We start from the raw sequence: 17,982 nt of genomic DNA, 5'->3' as shown, positions 1-17,982 counted from the left end.
GCTTTCAAAAGTTCGCCAACGAGTGCTGCCCGCCATGGAAATCAACCCGATCCTTAACAGTATCAAGGACCTGTCCGAGCGCTCCGAAACTATTCGGGGGTATCTTTGACTACGATCAAAAGCATGAGCGTCTGACTGAAGTCAATCGCGAGCTTGAAGATCCGAATGTCTGGAACAACCCGACGTACGCTCAGGAGCTGGGCCGCGAGCGGTCCCTGCTGGCTCAGATCGTCGAAACCCTCGACGAAATGCACACCGGCCTGGCCGACGCCAAGGACCTGCTGCTGATGTCCGCCGAAGAAGAAGACCAGGCTGCCGTCGATGACGTCGCTGCCGAAGTCGAGCGTCTGCGCGAGTCCCTGGAAAAACTCGAATTCCGTCGCATGTTCAGCGGTGAGATGGACGCCAACAACGCCTACCTGGACATCCAGGCCGGCTCCGGCGGTACCGAGGCTCAGGACTGGGCCAACATCCTGCTGCGCATGTACCTGCGCTGGGCCGATAAACGCGGTTTCGACGCGACCATCATGGAGCTGTCGGCCGGTGAAGTCGCCGGGATCAAGGGCGCCACGATCCACATCAAGGGCGAATACGCTTTTGGCTGGTTGCGTACCGAAATCGGCGTGCACCGTCTGGTGCGCAAGAGCCCGTACGACTCCGGTAACCGTCGTCACACCTCGTTCTCGGCCGTGTTCGTGTCGCCGGAAATCGATGACAACATCGAAATCGACATCAACCCGTCGGACCTGCGCATCGACACCTACCGCTCCTCCGGTGCCGGTGGTCAGCACGTAAACACCACCGACTCGGCCGTACGTATTACGCACGTACCGACCAACACCGTGGTCAGCTGCCAGAACGAACGCTCCCAGCACGCCAACAAAGACACCGCGATGAAAATGTTGCGGGCGCGCTTGTACGAGCAGGAAGTGCAGAAACGCAACGCCGCCTCGCAAGCCCTGGAAGACACCAAGTCGGACATCGGCTGGGGTCACCAGATTCGCTCTTACGTGCTCGACCAGTCGCGGATCAAGGATCTGCGCACTAACGTCGAACGCAGTGACTGCGACAAGGTGCTCGACGGCGACATTGACGAATACCTGGTGGCCAGCCTGAAACAAGGGCTCTAAGGCACGCGCTACAGGGGTGTCATGCCCCTGTAGGAGCGAGGCTTGCCCGCGAACCCTGCCGGTCAGGCAGGGGCAACGAACCTGTGATGGAATTTTTAAAGACATGAGCGACCTAGAACTCGATCCGCAAGCCCTGCAACAGGAAGAAAACTCCCTGATCGCCCTGCGCAAGGAAAAGCTGGCTGCCGAGCGCGCCAAGGGCAATGCCTTCCCGAACGACTTCCGCCGCGACAACTACTGCGAAGACTTGCAGAAACAGTACGCGGACAAGACCAAGGAAGAGCTCGCAGAGGCTGCAATCCCGGTCAAGGTTGCCGGTCGTCTCATGCTCAACCGTGGTTCGTTCATGGTGATCCAGGACATGTCCGGGCGGATTCAGGTTTACGTCAACCGTAAAACCCTGTCCGAGGAAACCCTGGCTGCGGTGAAAACCTGGGACCTGGGCGACATCATTGCCGCTGAAGGCACCCTGGCGCGTTCCGGCAAGGGCGACCTGTACGTCGAAATGACCCGCGTGCGCCTGCTGACCAAGTCCCTGCGCCCACTGCCGGACAAGCACCACGGCCTGTCCGACACCGAACAGCGCTATCGCCAGCGTTACGTTGACCTGATCGTCAACGATGACGTGCGCCAGACCTTCCGCGTTCGTTCGCAAGTGATTGCGCACATCCGCAGCTTCCTGATGCAGCGTGACTTCCTTGAAGTCGAAACGCCGATGCTGCAAACCATCCCCGGCGGTGCTGCAGCCAAGCCGTTCGAGACTCACCACAACGCGCTGGACATGGGAATGTTCCTGCGTATCGCGCCGGAGCTGTACCTCAAGCGCCTCGTTGTTGGCGGCTTCGAGAAAGTGTTCGAGATCAACCGCAACTTCCGTAACGAAGGCGTTTCGACTCGTCACAACCCTGAATTCACCATGTTGGAGTTCTACCAGGCTTACGCCGACTACGAAGACAACATGGACCTGACCGAAGAACTGTTCCGCGAGCTGGCTCAGCTTGTTCTCGGGACTACCGACGTGCCTTACGGCGACAAAGTGTTCCACTTCGGCGAACCGTTCGTGCGTCTGTCGGTGTTCGACTCGATCCTCAAGTACAACCCTGAGCTGACCGCTGACGACCTGACCGACATCGACAAGGCCCGCGCCATCGCCAAGAAGGCCGGCGCCAAGGTGCTGGGCTTCGAAGGTCTGGGCAAACTGCAGGTGATGATTTTCGAAGAGCTGGTCGAGCACAAGCTGGAGCAGCCGCACTTCATCACTCAGTACCCGTTCGAAGTGTCGCCACTGGCCCGTCGTAACGACGAGAACCCGAACGTCACCGACCGTTTCGAACTGTTCATCGGTGGCCGCGAAATCGCCAACGCCTACTCCGAGTTGAACGACGCGGAAGACCAGGCCGAGCGCTTCATGGCGCAGGTGGCCGACAAGGATGCTGGCGATGACGAAGCCATGCACTACGACGCCGACTTCGTTCGCGCGCTGGAGTACGGCATGCCGCCAACCGCCGGTGAAGGTATCGGCATCGACCGTCTGGTGATGCTGCTGACCAACTCCCCGTCGATCCGCGACGTGATCCTGTTCCCGCACATGCGGCCGCAAGCGTAAGTGTTTCAACTAAAAAGCCGCCTAAAACAGGCGGCTTTTTATTGCCTGTCTGGTACAAACGTATCAATTGGTTACTTTTGAAGTAAGAGAGGAATACCTGTCGTGAACCGTGCAATTGCTCAAGAGGGTGCAGCGGACGTCGCCACTGCGGTCGCTGAAAGTGTTCAGTACCAGGGCCGCAAGGCCAGCCGACAGGGCAGCGAGCAGCGTCGACAGGACATTCTCGATGCGGCGATGCGCATTGTCGTGCGCGATGGCGTGCGGGCCGTGCGTCATCGCGCGGTGGCTGCCGAGGCCGGTGTGCCGCTGTCGGCCACCACTTACTATTTCAAGGATATCGATGACCTGCTCACCGATACCTTTGCCCAATACGTGGAACGCAGCGCGGCGTTCATGGGCAAGCTGTGGGCCAGCAATGAAGGCCTGTTGCGCGAGATGGTTGTCAGCGGCGATGGCACTCCCGAGTCCCGTTCACAGCTGGCGGACGATATTGCGCGGCTGATGGCGGACTATGTTCATCGGCAATTGATCAATCGCCGCGAGCACTTGATGGCCGAGCAAGCCTTCCGCCAGGAGGCGTTGCTCAATCCGCGCCTGGCGTTGTTGGTGCGTTCACATCAGCAGATTTTGCTCCAGGGCACCTGCCAGCTTTTCGAGGTATTGGGTTCCCGTGAACCCCAACAGGATGCCAAAGTGTTGACGGCGATTATCGGACGGATGGAATATCAGGGCCTGCTCAACGAAGCCGAGCCTGGGGCCGAAGCAGAAATGCTCGGCATCCTGACCCGCTACATGCATTTGGTATTGGCGTCGGTGTAATCCTGAAGGAACCCACACCCCTGTGGGAGCGAGCTTGCTCGCGATGACGGTTTAACATTCGACATAGATGTCGCCTGACACTCCGCTATCGCGAGCAAGCTCGCTCCCACAGGGTCCGGGGTCGGTTTGAGATCGCGGTGTATCGATAGGGAGTGTTGAATGAAAGCCTGGCGTGTCGTTGTGATCGCCTTGTCGATCCTGCTGCTCAGTGGCTGTCTGGTGACCTTCAAGGAGCCGCTGCTCTCGAGTGAACCCGCGCCCAAAGGGTTGCTCGGCAAATGGACCAGCACCAATGCCTGGGGCGAGCCGCTGAATCTGGAGCTGACGCGCCTGGGCGATAATCGCTATCAGGCGGTCAGCTACTTCAAGGCTAAACCCAAGGAACGCGAAGCCTACCCCTTCACGGTGACCCGCCATGGCAGTCGCTGGTACTTGTCGGCGAAGGTGCCAGCGCAGTTCGGTGGGCATTACACCATCGCTGGTTTCGAACTCACCGATAAGCACGAACTGGTGGTCTACAACCTCGACCTCGAGCAGATCAACCAGGCCCTGGGGCAGAAAGTCCTGAGTGGCAAAGGCTTCCAGACCGACGAGGGCGACGGCGTGTTGATCAACAACAACCTGGACCAGGTGTTTGCCTACCTCGACGACCCGGCCAATTCCGATGTCTTCGTTGAGGCGGTGCGCTATCAGCGCCTGGCCAAAGCCAAAGCTAAAGTTAAATAAAGCCAGCACCTAACGGTTTTTCTACAGGAGTTTCGGGTGGACGATTACCAGCAGACGATACGCATTTTGTCCGATCGCATTGTGCTGGCGCAGACGCCGATTCGCGTCCTCGATGCGGTCAAGTGGGACGACGGCATCCGCAAGGGTTTCCTCAAGGGCAAGGGCAAGGAAATGCCGGCCGTGGACCGTGACTATTACCTCAGTCGGCCGCTGTCTTTTGACTCCAGCAAAGTGAAACTGGAATTCCAGAACATCGAGCGCGACATCACCCGTCAGTTGGGTCAGTTCAACCCGGTCGGCCAGATCATGCGCCGCATGTGCAAGGAATACCGGATGGTGGTGCGCATGCTCGAAGCGCGCGGCACCGAGGATTTCGGGCTGATTTCCCAAGAGTTGTACGGTGCCGCGTCCGACGCGTTCCACGCCGGCGACCCGACCCTGGCCGACTTGGGGCTGATGCTCTCCGATTACCTGAACAACATCGACGGCCGTGGCGATCTGAAGGACGAACCGAAAACCCTCACCGCCAAGGAAGCCGTCAGCCAGCTGCAACATCGATTGAACAAGGTGTTTGGCGAGGCCGAAGAAACCATTCGGGTGTTCGAGTCCGACGGGATCGTCGCCGATGCGGCGGCCGGCGCCGACTACATCAAGATTCGCGCCGACGCGATGTTCAACGAGCGTGACGTGCGCGCTCTGGAAGTCCACGAAGGGCTGGTGCATGTGGGCACCACGCTCAATGGTCTGAACCAGCCGATCTGCACCTTCCTCTCCAAAGGTCCGCCGTCGTCGACGGTGACTCAGGAAGGCCTGGCGATCCTGATGGAAATCATCACCTTCGCCTCCTACCCGAGTCGTCTGCGTAAACTGACCAACCGCACCCGCGCCATCCACATGGTGGAAGAGGGCGCGGACTTTATGCAGATCTTCGAGTTCTTCCGCGAGCAGGGTTTCGAAATGGCTGAAAGCTACGGCAATGCCAGCCGGGTTTTCCGCGGCTCGGTGCCCAATGGACTGCCATTTACCAAAGACTTGTCCTACCTCAAGGGCTTTATCATGGTTTACAACTACATTCAGTTGGCCGTGCGTAAAGGCAAACTCGAGCAGATCCCGCTGCTGTTTTGTGGCAAGACCACGCTCGAAGACATGCGGACCTTGCGCCAGTTGGTGGATGAAGGGCTGGTGGTGGCACCGAAGTATCTTCCGGATCAGTTCCGTGACTTGAACGCGCTGTCGGCGTGGATGTGCTTCTCCAACTTCCTCAATCACCTGAGCCTGGACCGGATCGAAGCGGATTACTCCAACATCCTCTAAGAACGGCGATATCCCTGTGGGAGCGAGCTTGCTCGCGATGGCGGCTTAACATTCAACGTAGATGTTGGCTGATCCACCGCTATCGCGAGCAAGCTCGCTCCCACAGGTAATTCATTTCCCACAGGATTGTGTTCCAACTCCATTTCTTGCGAGGTTTCAACGGATGAGAATCCTCGGCTTTTTCTGCCTTCTCCTGACCTTGAGCGGTTGCAGCTCGCTGCTGTTCTACCCCGAGCCCGGCCAGCTGTTTACCCCGGAAAAAGCCAAACTCGAATTCCGCGACGTTACCCTCACCACCGCCGACGGACTCAAGCTGCACGGCTGGTGGTTGCCGGCGAAAAAAGGTGTCGAGGTCAAAGGCACCGTGCTGCATCTGCATGGCAACGGCGGCAATCTGCCCATGCATCTGGGTGGGAGTTGGTGGTTGCCGGCACAGGGTTATCAAGTGCTGCTGGTGGACTATCGCGGTTATGGTTTGTCCGAAGGGGAGCCGAGCCTGCCGGCGATCTATCAGGACATCGACGCCGCGTTCAAATGGCTCGATCAGGCGCCGGAGGTCAAAGGCAAGCCATTGATCCTCCTGGGGCAAAGCCTCGGCGGATCGATGGCCGTGCATTACCTGGTTCAGCACCCTGAACGCCAGAAACAACTCAAGGCCTTCGTGCTCGACGGCGTGCCTGCCAGTTATCGCAGTATCGGCCGGTTTGCCCTGAGCACTTCGTGGCTGTTCTGGGCGTTTCAAGTGCCGCTGTCTTGGCTGGTGCCGGATGGCGACAGCGCGATCAACTCCATGGCGCAGCTCAATGGCGTACCGAAACTGATCTACCACAGCATCGACGATCCGATCGTGCCCCTTTCCAACGGCATCCGTCTGTATCAAGCTGCGCCGCCGCCGCGAGTGCTGCAACTGACCCGTGGAGGTCATGTGCAGACGTTCGCCGACCCGGTCTGGCGCAAAGTCATGCTGCGTTATCTCGATGACCCGCAACATTTCAACGGTTTGCGCCGACTGGGTGAAGTCCCGAATTACCCGGCGCCGAAAAATTCTGAAGATGAACCACCAGAGAGTCCGCAATGAGTGAAGAACGTAACGCCATCCCGCTGATCATCACCGGTATCTGCAGCATCCTCGGCACTGTCGGGGCCCTGTGGTTCTACGGCTACCTGCACTTCGCCAAACCCGAAGATGCGCTGTTGCTCAGCGACTTCACCCTGCTCAAGACTGTGCCGGGCGAAGACTACAAAGTCTCCCTGGAGCCGGCCGCGCAAGTAGCCCAGTGCATCGATGGCGTGCTGGTGATGTTCGACACCGAACAGAAAGGCCTGAGTGGTGTGTTGGTCAACAACAAGAAAAAAGCCGTGCGCTGCATAGGTCAGGAAACCCCGCAAAAACTGCAACCGTAACGCGCCTTTTGATCTTGAAAACAAAAGCCCCGCCTGATCAGATCAGGCGGGGCTTTTGTGTTTCAGTAGACGAAGCTTAGTTCGAGCTAATAGCCGAACGCGGGATCACCGGCTGGTTGTCATTGGAAATGGTCACTTCCACCCGACGGTTCATTGCACGACCCGAAACGCTGGTGTTCTCGGCCACCGGGTATTCCTTGCCATAACCCTGGGCCACGATGCGCGCTGGATCTACACCCATCTTGATCAAGGCCACTTGCACGGAAGTCGCACGGCGTTCGGACAGCGACTGGTTGTAGTTCGGCGCACCCGTGCTGTCGGTGTAGCCTTCGATAATCACTTTACGGTCCGGGTTTTCCTGAAGGAACTGGGCCAGTTTGTTGATATTCACCAGACCGCTGGACTTCAGCTCGGCCTTGTTGGTGGCGAACAGCACGTCACCGAACGTCACCAGCGTGCCGCGATCGGTCTGCTTGGCGTTCAGGCTGTCTTGCAATTGCTTGATCTGCGAGTCGCGCGCGTCCAGACGGGCCTGGGCACGTTGCGCAGAGGCATTTTTCAGATTGGCTTCGGCGGTGCGCAGCGCGATGGTCTGCTTCGCCACTTCAACACGTTGATTGGTCAGGTATGCCAGTTGGTCGACCTTGGCCTGGTCCTCTCTGTCCATGTAAGCCTTGTCGGCCTTGTCCAGGTAATCGCTGGCTTCTTTGGTTTCCAGCGCCGCGACTTTGCTGGCTTGCGGGTTGGTTTGCAGGCCGGTGTAGTTGGTACGGGCCTGTTCCAGGTTCGCGTTAGGCGGGGTGGAGCAGGCGGCCAGTGCAACGCTTGCGGCCAGCAGGGCAGGGATCATCAGTTGTTTGCGCATCATGGTTTCGTCCTTTTAGTCGAGTAAGAAGTGCGTCGTGCCGCGCCGCTTATTGCACGGTGCGCTGGCTTTCCTGACGCAGTTCCTGAACCCCTTTCTGAGAGTCCTTCACAGCCTGTTCGGCTTTCATCGCCTGGGCTTTGCGTTCAGCCACTCGAGCGTCCCACTCGGCCTGTTCGGCCAGAATCTTGGCTTCGTCATACTTCTTGTCGTGCAGGGCGATTTCGGCTTGTTTGAGCTTGTCCTGAGCGGACTTCATTTCCACTGCCGCGAATTCGGTACCGCCGGCACTGACGGCGCTGTTGACCGCCGATTCCGTCACGGCGAATTGCTCGCTTGGCGGGTTGCCGGCACAACCGGCCAGAACGAGGCTGCTGCCGATGGCCAGTGCAGCCAGTTTCAAGCTACGCAGAGGTGGGAACGAGGATTTGGCAGTTCGGGTTTTCATGGTCTTCAACTCCATTGGAATAACTCCTGAAAAACTTAAAAATCCATCCTGGGCAAGGAGCCGCAACCTTCAATTTCCGGGGGTGTTATGAAACGGCCGTCCCAGGCGTGGTTAATGGGTGTGACCCGAGGCGTTTTTCAAAAGTTCAGAGAATATGGCCCATTGCCTGAAAAAACGTTGACCGAACGGACAAGGCTCTAAATCGGGAATTACCATCATATGCAGCAGTACTCCCGGCCCTGAACGAGCCCGGGAATATGCATTTTTGGAGGGGAAAAGAAGCGCGGTAATCAGTGTTTCTGTTTGTCGTCAACGGCCGACAAATCGTGCAAATGACGACGGGACAACGCGAGGAAGCGCGGAGTTGGACCGACGTCTTCGTACAGCGGATCACCTTCTTCGTCGGTGGCCACAACCGTTGAGCCCTTCACATACGGGAAGCTCTTTTCGAGCTCTTCAAGCGCGGCGCCGATCAGCTCGCCGAGCAGTTCTTCGGGGTGTCGTTTGGGGTACATCTCGATAATTGCCGCCAGCCGTGCGGCGGCTTCCACATCCAGATGAATCGAGTATCCGGTATCGGTCAGGCGACCCTTGGCGTTTTCTTCCCAGTGATGGGCGAGCTCGCGGATTTTCATAGTGACCTCATTGCGCACCTGCTCGTGGCAGGCAGTGTCAGTGTCCGGCAATGGCCGGCGGCAGCCGTTGGCTTACTCTTCAGACTAGCTTTAACGCCCAAGGTTTAAAGTCCCTTCGTCGTCTAATGGTGAACGTTGCCTCGGTGCTTCAGGCGTTCGCACTCATTTGTGGCGGGGGTTCATGGGGGGGATTGGGTGTATATCCGTTTCTGCGGTAGCGGCTGCTATCGGTTTCGCTTTTACAGCCATCCCTTTCAAGGTCTTTGATAAAATCCTCAAAACTCCAGTCAGGACGGCGAGACGATGTGGGCAGAAGTTTTAGCGCGGTTCGAGAAAAAAGCGCCGGCCAGTGTCATGGCCAAATTGGTTTTGGAGCAGGCCGTTGCGGCAGAGTGGGTTGATCAGGTGTTCGAAGAACATCGTCAGCGCCAGTACCCGCGCGAGCTTTTGTTTTCGACCATTATTGAGCTGATGTCCCTCGTTTCACTGGGTTTGCGACCCTCGCTACATGCCGCGGCGCGGCAGATGGAAGATCTTCCCGTCAGCTTGGCGGCGCTTTATGACAAGGTCAGCCGCACGGAGCCCGCGCTGCTGCGTGCGTTGGTAGTCGGCAGTGCGCAACGCCTGGCTCCGACGATTGAAGAATTGGGCTGCTCGGCCATTTTGCCTGGCTGGCAACTGCGGGTGGTTGACGGCAACCACCTGCCTTCCAGCGAAAAACGTCTGGGCGCGTTGCGCCGTGAACGAGGCGCCGCCCGGCCTGGTTTTTCGGTCGTGGTTTACGACCCTGATCTGGACCAGGTCGTCGATCTTCAGCCCTGTGAAGATGCTTATGCCAGTGAGCGCGTCGGCGTGCTGCCGTTGCTGGAAAACGCCAGTAGGGGCCAGTTGTGGATGGCTGATCGGCTCTATTGCACGCTCCCGGTCATGGAGGCCTGCGAAGACGCTGGCGCTTCTTTCATTATTCGTGAGCCGAGTAAGCATCCGCGCCTGCTTCAGGAAAGCGACTGGCAAGAACCTGTCGCGGTCGAGGCGGGAAGCGTGCGCGAGCAAACCATCGAAGTGAAAGGCGGACGTCAGTGGCGGCGTGTTGAACTGAACCTGCAAAAAGCTACCGAATCAGGCGACACCATGCTGTTGTTCTGGAGCAACTTGCCCGACACCATCACCGCTGAGCAAATCGCCGATTTGTATCGTCGTCGCTGGAGTATCGAAGGGATGTTCCAGCGCCTGGAATCGGTGCTGGACAGTGAAATCGAAAGCCTGGGCAACCCCAAGGCGGCTCTGCTGGGATTTGCCGCGGCCGTGTTGGCTTACAACGTTTTGTCAGTGCTTAAGCGCAGCGTTGAACAGGCTCATCGCCAGACGCAACCAGAGGGATGGGAGGCATCGATTTTCCATTTGGCAGTGCAAGTGCGCAGTGGTTATGAGGGCATGCAGATCGCGTTACCGTCGGATTATCTGTCACTTCAATCGACCTCAGAAACGCTGGCACAGCGCTTGTTGGCGCTGGCAAGGAATATCAAGCCCAAACAGGTTGCCAAAAGCATACGCGGCCCCAAAATCGCCAAGCCCAAGGAGTGGCTGGAGGGAAAGGCTGCGAATGCTCATGTGTCGACCGATCGAGTGCTCAAAGCCCATAAAGGGAAAACACCTTGAAAGGGATGGCTTTTACAGCGAGTCACTTGGAAAAGCCCCAAGTAACCAAGGGCTCTTGCCCCTGACGTTCGGTGCCTCGCTAAGGCTCGGCATGCCCTCGCTCCGGTCCTGCTCCGTGGGCCCGCCGCCATCGGCCATCCATGGCCGGGGGCGGCTAACCCGGCATCCATGCCGGGTTGCCCACTGCGCAGAACCTCCACTCGGCCTCTCGAGGGGGCGGTGCATCAACATCAAAAGCTGCAGGCGAGCTAACGCTCGGCCAGTTGAGTGGTGAAGAGCGAAAGCCGTACGCCGATCTGCTTTGTGTGTGCGGGCTTGCTCGCGAAGCTGTTGATCTTGCTGTTGCTTTGCTTTGGCTTCAGATCTGCCGCCCCTTTCCCAGAGGCCGAACGCAGGCGTTGCGCAGGGGGCACCGCGGCAAGGATGCCGCGGTAGCCGCCCCCGGCCATGGATGGCCGATGGCGGCGGGCCCCCGGAGCAATGCCGGAGTGAGGGCATGCCGAGCCTAAGCGAGGTACCGAATGGCGGGGCAAGAGCCCTTGGTTACTTGGGGCTTTTCCAAGTGACTCGCTGTAAAAGCGAAACCGCCAGCAGCCGCTACCGCAGAAACGGATATGTACCCCACCAATCCCCAATCCCAAAACTTTCTCGGTCGAACAGCATTCCCGTAGTCGTCCGCTTGTAAGAACCGCTTTACAGCGGCACTCTCTAACTCAAGAGCATGGACACAAGTCACCCGGATTTTCGCTGGAGAACTGCTGATGACCGATATTGATGCACGCTTGCGCGAGGACGTTCACCTGTTGGGTGAGCTGCTGGGCAACACCATTCGTGAACAGTACGGGGACGGTTTTCTCGACAAGATCGAGCAGATCCGCAAGGGCGCCAAGGCCGACCGTCGTGGTTCGATGGACGCTGAGCTGAGCGCCAGCCTCAACCAATTGAGCGAAGAAGAGTTGCTGCCGGTGGCGCGGGCGTTCAACCAGTTTCTCAACCTGGCCAATATCGCCGAGCAATATCAGCTGATTCACCGTCGCGAAGAGTCGCAACCGGCGCCGTTCGAAGCGCGAGTACTGCCGGAATTGCTGGCTCGCCTGCTTGCCGAAGGCCATGGTGCCGAATCCCTGGCCAGGCAACTGGGGCGGCTGGAGATTGAACTGGTCCTCACCGCTCATCCAACCGAAGTGGCGCGCCGCACGCTGATCCAGAAGTACGACGCCATTGCCGCGCAGCTGGCCGCCCAGGACCATCGCGACCTGACCACTGCCGAGCGCGAGCAGATCCACGCGAAGTTGCAGCGCCTGATCGCCGAAGCCTGGCACACAGAAGAAATCCGCCGCACCCGCCCGACGCCCGTCGATGAAGCCAAATGGGGCTTCGCGGTGATCGAGCATTCGCTGTGGCAGGCGATCCCCAACTATTTGCGCAAGGCCGATAAGGCCCTGCATGACGCTACTGGCCTGCACTTGCCACTGGAGGCAGCGCCGATTCGCTTTGCCTCGTGGATGGGCGGTGACCGGGATGGCAACCCCAACGTGACCGCTGCTGTAACCCGTGAAGTCTTGCTGCTGGCGCGGTGGATGGCCGCGGACTTGTACCTGCGCGATGTCGATCACCTGGCGGCCGAGTTGTCGATGCAGCAGGCCAGCGACGACTTGAAGGCCAAGGCTGGCGACAGCGCCGAACCTTACCGCGCGGTGCTTAAACAGCTGCGTGAACGCCTGCGCGCGACGCGTAACTGGGCTCACGCCGCCTTGACGAAGACCACGCCGGCACCCGCCGATGTGTTGCAAAACAACCGCGAGCTGCTTGATCCGCTGGAGCTGTGCTTCCACTCGCTGCATGAGTGCGGCATGGGCGTGATCGCTGATGGACCGCTGCTCGATTGCCTGCGCCGGGCGGTGACGTTCGGGCTATTCCTGGTGCGGCTCGATGTGCGACAGGACTCGTCGCGGCATACCGCGGCCATGACGGAGATCACCGATTACCTGGGCCTGGGGCGATACGAAGACTGGAACGAGGAAGAGCGCATCACCTTCCTGATGCGCGAACTGAACAACCGTCGGCCGTTGCTGCCGGCGTACTTCAAGCCATCGGCCGACACCGCCGAAGTGCTGGCGACCTGCCGGGAAATCGCTGCCGCGCCGGGCGCATCCCTCGGTTCGTATGTGATCTCCATGGCCGGCGCCGCTTCCGACGTGCTGGCTGTGCAACTGCTGCTCAAAGAGTCTGGCGTGTTGCGGCCGATGCGCGTGGTGCCGCTGTTCGAAACCCTTGCCGACCTTGACAACGCCGGCCCGGTGATCGAAAAGCTGTTGCTGTTACCGGGTTATCGCGCGCGCCTGCAAGGACCGCAGGAAGTGATGATCGGCTACTCCGACTCGGCCAAGGACGCCGGCACGACGGCGGCGGCCTGGGCGCAGTATCGGGCGCAGGAGCGCTTGGTCGATATTTGCCGCGAGCAGCAAGTAGAGCTGTTGTTGTTCCACGGTCGCGGTGGCACCGTGGGGCGCGGCGGCGGTCCGGCGCACGCAGCGATTCTGTCGCAGCCGCCGGGTTCGGTGGCGGGGCGTTTCCGTACCACCGAGCAGGGGGAAATGATTCGTTTCAAATTCGGTCTGCCGGACATCGCCGAGCAAAATCTCAATCTGTACCTGGCAGCGGTATTGGAGGCGACCTTGCTGCCGCCGCCGCCACCGGAGCCTGCCTGGCGCCATTTGATGGACGAATTGGCCGCTGACGGTGTCAGCGCTTATCGCGCCGTGGTGCGGGAAAACCCGCAGTTCGTTGAGTATTTCCGCCAGTCCACTCCGGAGCAGGAACTGGGACGCTTGCCGCTCGGCAGTCGCCCTGCCAAGCGCCGCGCTGGCGGGATTGAAAGCCTGCGGGCGATCCCGTGGATCTTCGGCTGGACCCAGACGCGTCTGATGCTACCGGCCTGGCTCGGCTGGGAAGCTGCGTTGAGCAAAGCGCTGGAGCGTGGCGAAGGCGAGCTGCTGGGGCAGATGCGCGAGCAGTGGCCGTTCTTCCGCACGCGCATCGATATGCTGGAAATGGTGCTGGCCAAGGCAGATACCGATATCGCCCGATCCTACGATGAGCGCTTGGTCGAGCCGGATCTGCTCCCTTTGGGTGCGCATTTACGCGACCTATTGTCGCAGGCCTGCTCGGTGGTCCTGGGGCTGACCGGTCAGTCGCAGCTACTGGCACATAGCCCAGCCACGCTTGAATTCATCCGCTTGCGCAACACTTACCTCGACCCTCTTCATCTATTGCAGGCCGAGTTGTTGGCGCGTTCGCGACAACAGGAAGTGGCACAGGGCAGCCCGGTAGAACAGGCGCTGCTGGTGTCTGTGGCGGGGATTGCCGCCGGTTTGCGTAATACCGGCTAAGGTTTTCGTCGTGGGGCAAGGCACTCGGCGCGAGCGTCGAGTTGCCTGTGGGCGAGGGGTTGAAAAGTGCTGCCAGGCGACAGTTAGTGATGAGGTTGCGACTAGGGTTACCCCGACGAAAGGTCACGTCAGGCGCGGGTTTCTCCGACTTTCGGCGGCTTGTGTGCTCCGGGCCTGCTGTGTATCTTGATCAGCCTTTGACCGTTTGGGCGGTCACGACCCTTATTTTGAGATTGGCCCCACGAGGCGAATCTGACGTTATTTATATAAAAAATTGAGGAGCACATCGATGCGCGTCATTCTGCTGGGAGCTCCCGGGGCCGGTAAAGGTACTCAGGCTAAGTTCATCACCGAAAAATTCGGTATCCCGCAAATTTCCACCGGCGACATGCTGCGTGCCGCGGTCAAGGCCGGCACCGAACTGGGCCTGATCGCCAAGAGCGTCATGGACAGCGGTGGTCTGGTTTCCGATGACCTGATCATCAACCTGGTCAAGGAACGCATCAGCCAGGCTGATTGCGAGAACGGTTTTCTGTTCGACGGTTTCCCGCGCACCATTCCTCAGGCTGAAGCCCTGGTGAAAGCCGGCGTGGAGCTGGATCACGTGGTCGAAATCGCCGTCGACGACGAAGAGATCGTTCAACGTATCGCCGGTCGTCGTGTTCACGAAGCCAGCGGCCGCGTGTACCACACCGTCTACAACCCGCCGAAAATCGCCGGTAAAGACGACATCACCGGTGAAGCACTGGTGCAGCGCAAGGACGACACCGAAGAAACCGTGCGTCATCGCCTGTCGGTCTACCATTCCCAGACCAAGCCTCTGGTCGAGTTCTACCAGACGCTGTCTGCTGCTACTGATGGCAAGCCGAAGTACAGCCACATTGCGGGCGTCGGCTCGGTTGAAGTGATCACCGGTAAGGTGCTTGAAGCACTGAGCTGAAAAGTCTGAATCGCTTCATCTTCTACGGCCCGCTTGCGGGCCGTAGTTGTTTATACTGGCGCACTTTTTCTGAACTCTCTTACGGAAACATCGATGAGCACCTTGCTGGCCCTGGACACCGCGACTGAAGCTTGCTCCGTTGCCTTGCTGCATGACGGCAAAGTCACGAGCCATTACGAGGTGATCCCGCGCCTGCATGCGCAGAAGTTGCTGCCGATGATTCAGCAGTTGCTGGCGGATGCCGGGACCACCCTGCAAGCGGTCGATGCCATCGCTTTCGGACGTGGTCCGGGTGCGTTCACCGGCGTGCGGATCGCCATCGGCGTGGTGCAGGGGCTGGCGTTTGCGCTGGATCGTCCGGTGTTGCCAGTATCGAACCTGGCCGTGTTGGCGCAGCGGGCGTATCGCGAACACGGCGTGAGCCAGGTCGCAGCCGCCATCGATGCGCGGATGGATGAAGTGTATTGGGGTTGCTACCGCGAAACGGCGGGGGAGATGCGGCTGGTTGGCAATGAAGCGGTGTTGCCGCCGGAAGTGGCAGCGTTGCCGGTTGATGCCAGTGGTGAGTGGTTTGGCGCCGGCACTGGTTGGGGTTATGCCGAGCGTATCGCCGTGAGCCTGACCGGGCAGGATGCGGGCATGCTGCCTCACGCTGAAGACCTGCTGACCCTGGCACGTTTTGCCTGGGCTCGCGGTGAGGCGATCGTGGCTGATGAGGCTCAACCGGTGTACTTGCGCGATAAAGTGGCGACACCGAAAGCACGTTAATTTCCGAGAGCGAGTTGGCTTCATCGCGAGCAAGCTCGCTCCCACAGGTTTTGGGTCGGCCGCAAAAATGTGTGAACGACACAAACCCTGAGCGAGGCTTGCCCGCGAAGGCGATCTAAAGGATGTAACCAATCGTCGATTTACACTCCCGCTTTTAAACCTTTTCCATTTTCTGTGTTCTAGTTATCACTCGGCGGTTTGCGAAGTGGGTTATGTGCCACTAAACTGCCATTACTGATACCGGACATGTACTCATGCGTATAGACGGCGTTTCCTCCCAGTCCTACCCCATCAAGCGCAAGCCTCGCAAAGGCCCGGTGGCGGATGATGACTACGTCGATATCGACGGCGAGCTGGAAATTCCTTCCGAAGAGCAATTGGCCGCCCGTGCCGCCAAAGCTTCCGCGCAACGCCTGAGCAATCTCCCGGCCCGTCAGCAAGACATGATCTACCACCGCGCCATGAGCAAAAGCGTCGCCACGGCACTCGCCAGCTACTTGAGCACCGCCGGTTTCGTCGATTGGGATACGGACGTGCTGGGCCTCGACCTGTACATCTGATGTTGCTGCCTTACTACCTCGGCTGTCCGTCCTGGAGTGAAAACGCCTGGCGCGACTATCTTTATCCGGCAGATGCCAAACCCGCCGAATTTCTGAATCTCTATTCCCAAGTGTTCAACGCCGTGGAAGGCAATACGACCTTCTACGCGAGTCCGCCTGCGACCACCGTGCAGCGTTGGGCCGAGACCATGCCGGAACACTTTCGCTTCACTGCCAAGTTCCCAGGTGACATCAGCCACAGCGGTGACCTGCGCGAACAATTGACCGCTGCCGACACCTTCCTGCAATTACTCAGCCCCCTCGGTGAACGGGTTTCACCGCTGTGGCTGCAACTGTCCAAAAGCTTCACGCCGCAACGATTGCCCGAACTGGCCGGATTCATCGATGCGCTTGAGCGGCCTCTGGCAGTTGAAGTACGGCATGACGAATTCTTCGCCAAGGGCGATGCCGAGAGAAGGCTCAATCGTCTGCTGCTGGATCGAGGGGTCGAGCGTATCTGCCTCGATCCCCGAGCGCTGTTCAGCTGCACATCGACCGATCCCTCGGTACTTCACGCCCAATCGAAAAAGCCCAGGGTGCCGACCCGTCCGGCAGCCTTTACTCAATGTCCGCAGGTACGCTTCATCGGCCATCCGCAGCTTGAGGCCAACGACCCGTTCCTGCTGCCGTGGGTCGAGAAAATCGCCGTGTGGATCGAAGAGGGCCGTACGCCTTATATCTTCCTGCACACCGGCGACAATTTGCTGGCCGCCAAACTGGCGCAACGTTTTCACGCAAAACTGATGCTGCGTTTGCCTGGCCTGCCGCCGCTGCCTGAGCTATACAGAGAGCCCGCTGCCGAGCAACTTGGCCTGCTCTGAAGCGGATTCCTTGTCTTTTTCTGGAGCCTGCCAATGGATGCGCAAACCCTTCGAGCCCAAGCGTTCAAAGCACTGCACGAACGCGCGGGGGCTTTTGTCATTCCCAACCCGTGGGATGCCGGCTCGGCGAAAATGCTCGCCAGCCTTGGCTTCGAAGCGCTGGCGACCACCAGTGCCGGATACGCCTTTTCCAACGCCCGCCCCGATGGCGCGCTGACGCTGGACGACACCCTGGCAAACGTTCGGGCGATTGTCGCGGCAACTAATCTGCCCGTCGCCGTCGATCTGGAAAACGGCTTCGCTGACGATCCAGCCGAATGCGCACAGAGTATTTTGCGTGCGGCAGAGGCCGGTGCGGTCGGCGGCTCGATCGAAGATGCCACGGGCCGTGAAGAAGCCCCTATTTACTGCTTCGAGCATGCCGTCGCGCGCATTGAAGCGGCGGTCGCAGCGGCTCGCAGCTTGCCTTTCCCTTTCATGCTGACGGCCCGAGCTGAGAACTTTCTGCACGGCAACCCTGATCTCGCCGATACCATTCGCCGCTTGCAGGCGTTTGCCGAGGCGGGTGCCGACGTACTTTATGCGCCGGGTCTGCGCAGCGCTGAGGATGTGTTGGCGGTGGTCCGTGCCGTGGCGCCGAAACCGGTCAATGTGTTGATGTCTGGCGGATTGAAATTGACGGTTGAGCAGTTGAGCGAAATGGGCGTCAAACGCATCAGCGTCGGTTCGGCGCTGGCCCTGGCAGCCTATGGCGAGTTTTTCCGCGCTGCCGAAGAGATCAAGACGTCGGGCACGTTTGGATTCACATCGCGATCCATGCCGTACGCCCAGGCCAATCAATTGTTCAAAGGCTGAC

Annotated in this window: 17 protein-coding genes; 14 read left to right on the top strand and 3 right to left on the bottom strand. The window is 59.3% G+C overall.

The annotated features are described in order from the left end of the window. The first annotated feature begins 34 nt into the window (after positions 1-34). The 7 genes from prfB to ACYZT7_RS26205 all read left to right on the top strand — a co-directional run bounded on the left by prfB (position 35) and on the right by ACYZT7_RS26205 (position 6,999). A protein-coding gene (prfB, locus tag ACYZT7_RS26235) for a peptide chain release factor 2 (RefSeq protein WP_140677704.1) occupies positions 35-1,130 on the top strand; the annotation gives its coding sequence in 2 pieces (ribosomal slippage) (positions 35-106 and positions 108-1,130; 1,095 coding nt in all). A gap of 103 nt (positions 1,131-1,233) precedes the next feature. Next, positions 1,234-2,736 (top strand): lysine--tRNA ligase, encoded by a 1,503-nt coding sequence (gene lysS / locus ACYZT7_RS26230; protein WP_462038790.1) that lies wholly within the window; start codon positions 1,234-1,236, stop codon positions 2,734-2,736. A gap of 102 nt (positions 2,737-2,838) precedes the next feature. Then, entirely contained in the window at positions 2,839-3,555 is a 717-nt protein-coding gene (locus ACYZT7_RS26225; RefSeq protein WP_461973978.1) for a TetR/AcrR family transcriptional regulator, read from the top strand. A gap of 159 nt (positions 3,556-3,714) precedes the next feature. Continuing rightward, entirely contained in the window at positions 3,715-4,281 is a 567-nt protein-coding gene (locus tag ACYZT7_RS26220; protein WP_462038789.1) for a hypothetical protein, read from the top strand. Between the two features lie 36 nt (positions 4,282-4,317). Further along, positions 4,318-5,595, top strand: a complete 1,278-nt coding sequence (locus ACYZT7_RS26215) for a flavohemoglobin expression-modulating QEGLA motif protein (RefSeq protein WP_462038788.1) — start codon at positions 4,318-4,320, stop codon at positions 5,593-5,595. Between the two features lie 163 nt (positions 5,596-5,758). Then, positions 5,759-6,673, top strand: coding sequence for an alpha/beta hydrolase (locus tag ACYZT7_RS26210; protein ID WP_462038787.1), 915 nt, complete (start codon positions 5,759-5,761; stop codon positions 6,671-6,673). Beyond that, positions 6,670-6,999: a hypothetical protein gene (locus tag ACYZT7_RS26205; protein ID WP_461965830.1), complete on the top strand. Its 330-nt coding sequence runs from the start codon at positions 6,670-6,672 to the stop codon at positions 6,997-6,999. Before ACYZT7_RS26210 ends, ACYZT7_RS26205 begins: the two co-directional genes overlap by 4 nt. A 76-nt stretch (positions 7,000-7,075) precedes the next feature. Here the strand turns inward: ACYZT7_RS26205 and ACYZT7_RS26200 are convergent, their stop codons facing one another. The 3 genes from ACYZT7_RS26200 to ACYZT7_RS26190 all read right to left on the bottom strand — a co-directional run bounded on the left by ACYZT7_RS26200 (position 7,076) and on the right by ACYZT7_RS26190 (position 8,947). After that, a complete protein-coding gene (locus tag ACYZT7_RS26200) occupies positions 7,076-7,864 on the bottom strand; it encodes an OmpA family protein (RefSeq protein ID WP_462041866.1) in 789 nt (262 codons plus the stop codon). 49 nt (positions 7,865-7,913) lie between these two features. Further along, the gene (locus ACYZT7_RS26195) at positions 7,914-8,327 is read right to left on the bottom strand and encodes a DUF4398 domain-containing protein (RefSeq protein WP_462038786.1); all 414 of its coding nucleotides are present in this window, start codon (positions 8,325-8,327) and stop codon (positions 7,914-7,916) included. Positions 8,328-8,602: 275 nt separating this feature from the next. Next, positions 8,603-8,947 (bottom strand): pilin assembly protein, encoded by a 345-nt coding sequence (locus ACYZT7_RS26190; protein ID WP_415759296.1) that lies wholly within the window; start codon positions 8,945-8,947, stop codon positions 8,603-8,605. A gap of 354 nt (positions 8,948-9,301) precedes the next feature. Here ACYZT7_RS26190 and ACYZT7_RS26185 point away from each other — a divergent pair, with 354 nt between their 5' ends. The 7 genes from ACYZT7_RS26185 (at position 9,302) to ACYZT7_RS26155 (ending at position 17,981) form a co-directional block, all read left to right on the top strand. After that, on the top strand, positions 9,302-10,606 hold the full coding sequence (locus ACYZT7_RS26185; RefSeq protein WP_462038785.1) for an IS4 family transposase: 1,305 nt from the start codon (positions 9,302-9,304) through the stop codon (positions 10,604-10,606). Positions 10,607-11,367: 761 nt separating this feature from the next. After that, a complete protein-coding gene (gene ppc / locus ACYZT7_RS26180) occupies positions 11,368-13,998 on the top strand; it encodes a phosphoenolpyruvate carboxylase (protein ID WP_462038784.1) in 2,631 nt (876 codons plus the stop codon). 289 nt (positions 13,999-14,287) lie between these two features. Continuing rightward, positions 14,288-14,938, top strand: coding sequence for an adenylate kinase (gene adk / locus ACYZT7_RS26175; protein ID WP_449644890.1), 651 nt, complete (start codon positions 14,288-14,290; stop codon positions 14,936-14,938). A 93-nt stretch (positions 14,939-15,031) separates the two neighbouring features. Then, positions 15,032-15,706 carry a tRNA (adenosine(37)-N6)-threonylcarbamoyltransferase complex dimerization subunit type 1 TsaB gene (gene tsaB / locus ACYZT7_RS26170; RefSeq protein WP_403144256.1) on the top strand — a complete coding sequence of 225 codons (675 nt, stop codon included), beginning with the start codon at positions 15,032-15,034 and terminating at the stop codon, positions 15,704-15,706. 254 nt (positions 15,707-15,960) lie between these two features. Further along, positions 15,961-16,266 carry a hypothetical protein gene (locus ACYZT7_RS26165; RefSeq protein ID WP_462038783.1) on the top strand — a complete coding sequence of 102 codons (306 nt, stop codon included), beginning with the start codon at positions 15,961-15,963 and terminating at the stop codon, positions 16,264-16,266. Further along, the gene (locus ACYZT7_RS26160) at positions 16,266-17,126 is read left to right on the top strand and encodes a DUF72 domain-containing protein (protein ID WP_462038782.1); all 861 of its coding nucleotides are present in this window, start codon (positions 16,266-16,268) and stop codon (positions 17,124-17,126) included. Before ACYZT7_RS26165 ends, ACYZT7_RS26160 begins: the two co-directional genes overlap by 1 nt. Before the next feature lie 33 nt (positions 17,127-17,159). Beyond that, a complete protein-coding gene (locus ACYZT7_RS26155) occupies positions 17,160-17,981 on the top strand; it encodes an isocitrate lyase/PEP mutase family protein (RefSeq protein WP_462038781.1) in 822 nt (273 codons plus the stop codon). Position 17,982 lies beyond the last annotated feature (1 nt).

The sequence above is a fragment of the Pseudomonas sp. RT4P38 genome (assembly GCF_054897765.1).
Note: the sequence above shows the minus strand (reverse complement) of the source record. Positions and strands in the feature narration are given on the sequence as shown.

What these genes read in the sequence shown, in the direction of transcription:
- ACYZT7_RS26185 (WP_462038785.1), top strand. Translation starts at nt 9,302, where the DNA reads ATGGCCAAATTGGTTTTGGAGCAGGCCGTTGCGGCAGAGTGGGTTGAT.
- ACYZT7_RS26160 (WP_462038782.1), top strand. Translation starts at nt 16,266, where the DNA reads ATGTTGCTGCCTTACTACCTCGGCTGTCCGTCCTGGAGTGAAAACGCC.
- adk (WP_449644890.1), top strand. Translation starts at nt 14,288, where the DNA reads ATGCGCGTCATTCTGCTGGGAGCTCCCGGGGCCGGTAAAGGTACTCAG.
- ACYZT7_RS26190 (WP_415759296.1), bottom strand. Translation starts at nt 8,947, where the DNA reads ATGAAAATCCGCGAGCTCGCCCATCACTGGGAAGAAAACGCCAAGGGT.
- lysS (WP_462038790.1), top strand. Translation starts at nt 1,234, where the DNA reads ATGAGCGACCTAGAACTCGATCCGCAAGCCCTGCAACAGGAAGAAAAC.
- ACYZT7_RS26220 (WP_462038789.1), top strand. Translation starts at nt 3,715, where the DNA reads ATGAAAGCCTGGCGTGTCGTTGTGATCGCCTTGTCGATCCTGCTGCTC.
- ppc (WP_462038784.1), top strand. Translation starts at nt 11,368, where the DNA reads ATGACCGATATTGATGCACGCTTGCGCGAGGACGTTCACCTGTTGGGT.
- ACYZT7_RS26165 (WP_462038783.1), top strand. Translation starts at nt 15,961, where the DNA reads ATGCGTATAGACGGCGTTTCCTCCCAGTCCTACCCCATCAAGCGCAAG.
- ACYZT7_RS26210 (WP_462038787.1), top strand. Translation starts at nt 5,759, where the DNA reads ATGAGAATCCTCGGCTTTTTCTGCCTTCTCCTGACCTTGAGCGGTTGC.
- tsaB (WP_403144256.1), top strand. Translation starts at nt 15,032, where the DNA reads ATGAGCACCTTGCTGGCCCTGGACACCGCGACTGAAGCTTGCTCCGTT.
- ACYZT7_RS26195 (WP_462038786.1), bottom strand. Translation starts at nt 8,327, where the DNA reads ATGGAGTTGAAGACCATGAAAACCCGAACTGCCAAATCCTCGTTCCCA.
- ACYZT7_RS26205 (WP_461965830.1), top strand. Translation starts at nt 6,670, where the DNA reads ATGAGTGAAGAACGTAACGCCATCCCGCTGATCATCACCGGTATCTGC.
- ACYZT7_RS26200 (WP_462041866.1), bottom strand. Translation starts at nt 7,864, where the DNA reads ATGCGCAAACAACTGATGATCCCTGCCCTGCTGGCCGCAAGCGTTGCA.
- ACYZT7_RS26155 (WP_462038781.1), top strand. Translation starts at nt 17,160, where the DNA reads ATGGATGCGCAAACCCTTCGAGCCCAAGCGTTCAAAGCACTGCACGAA.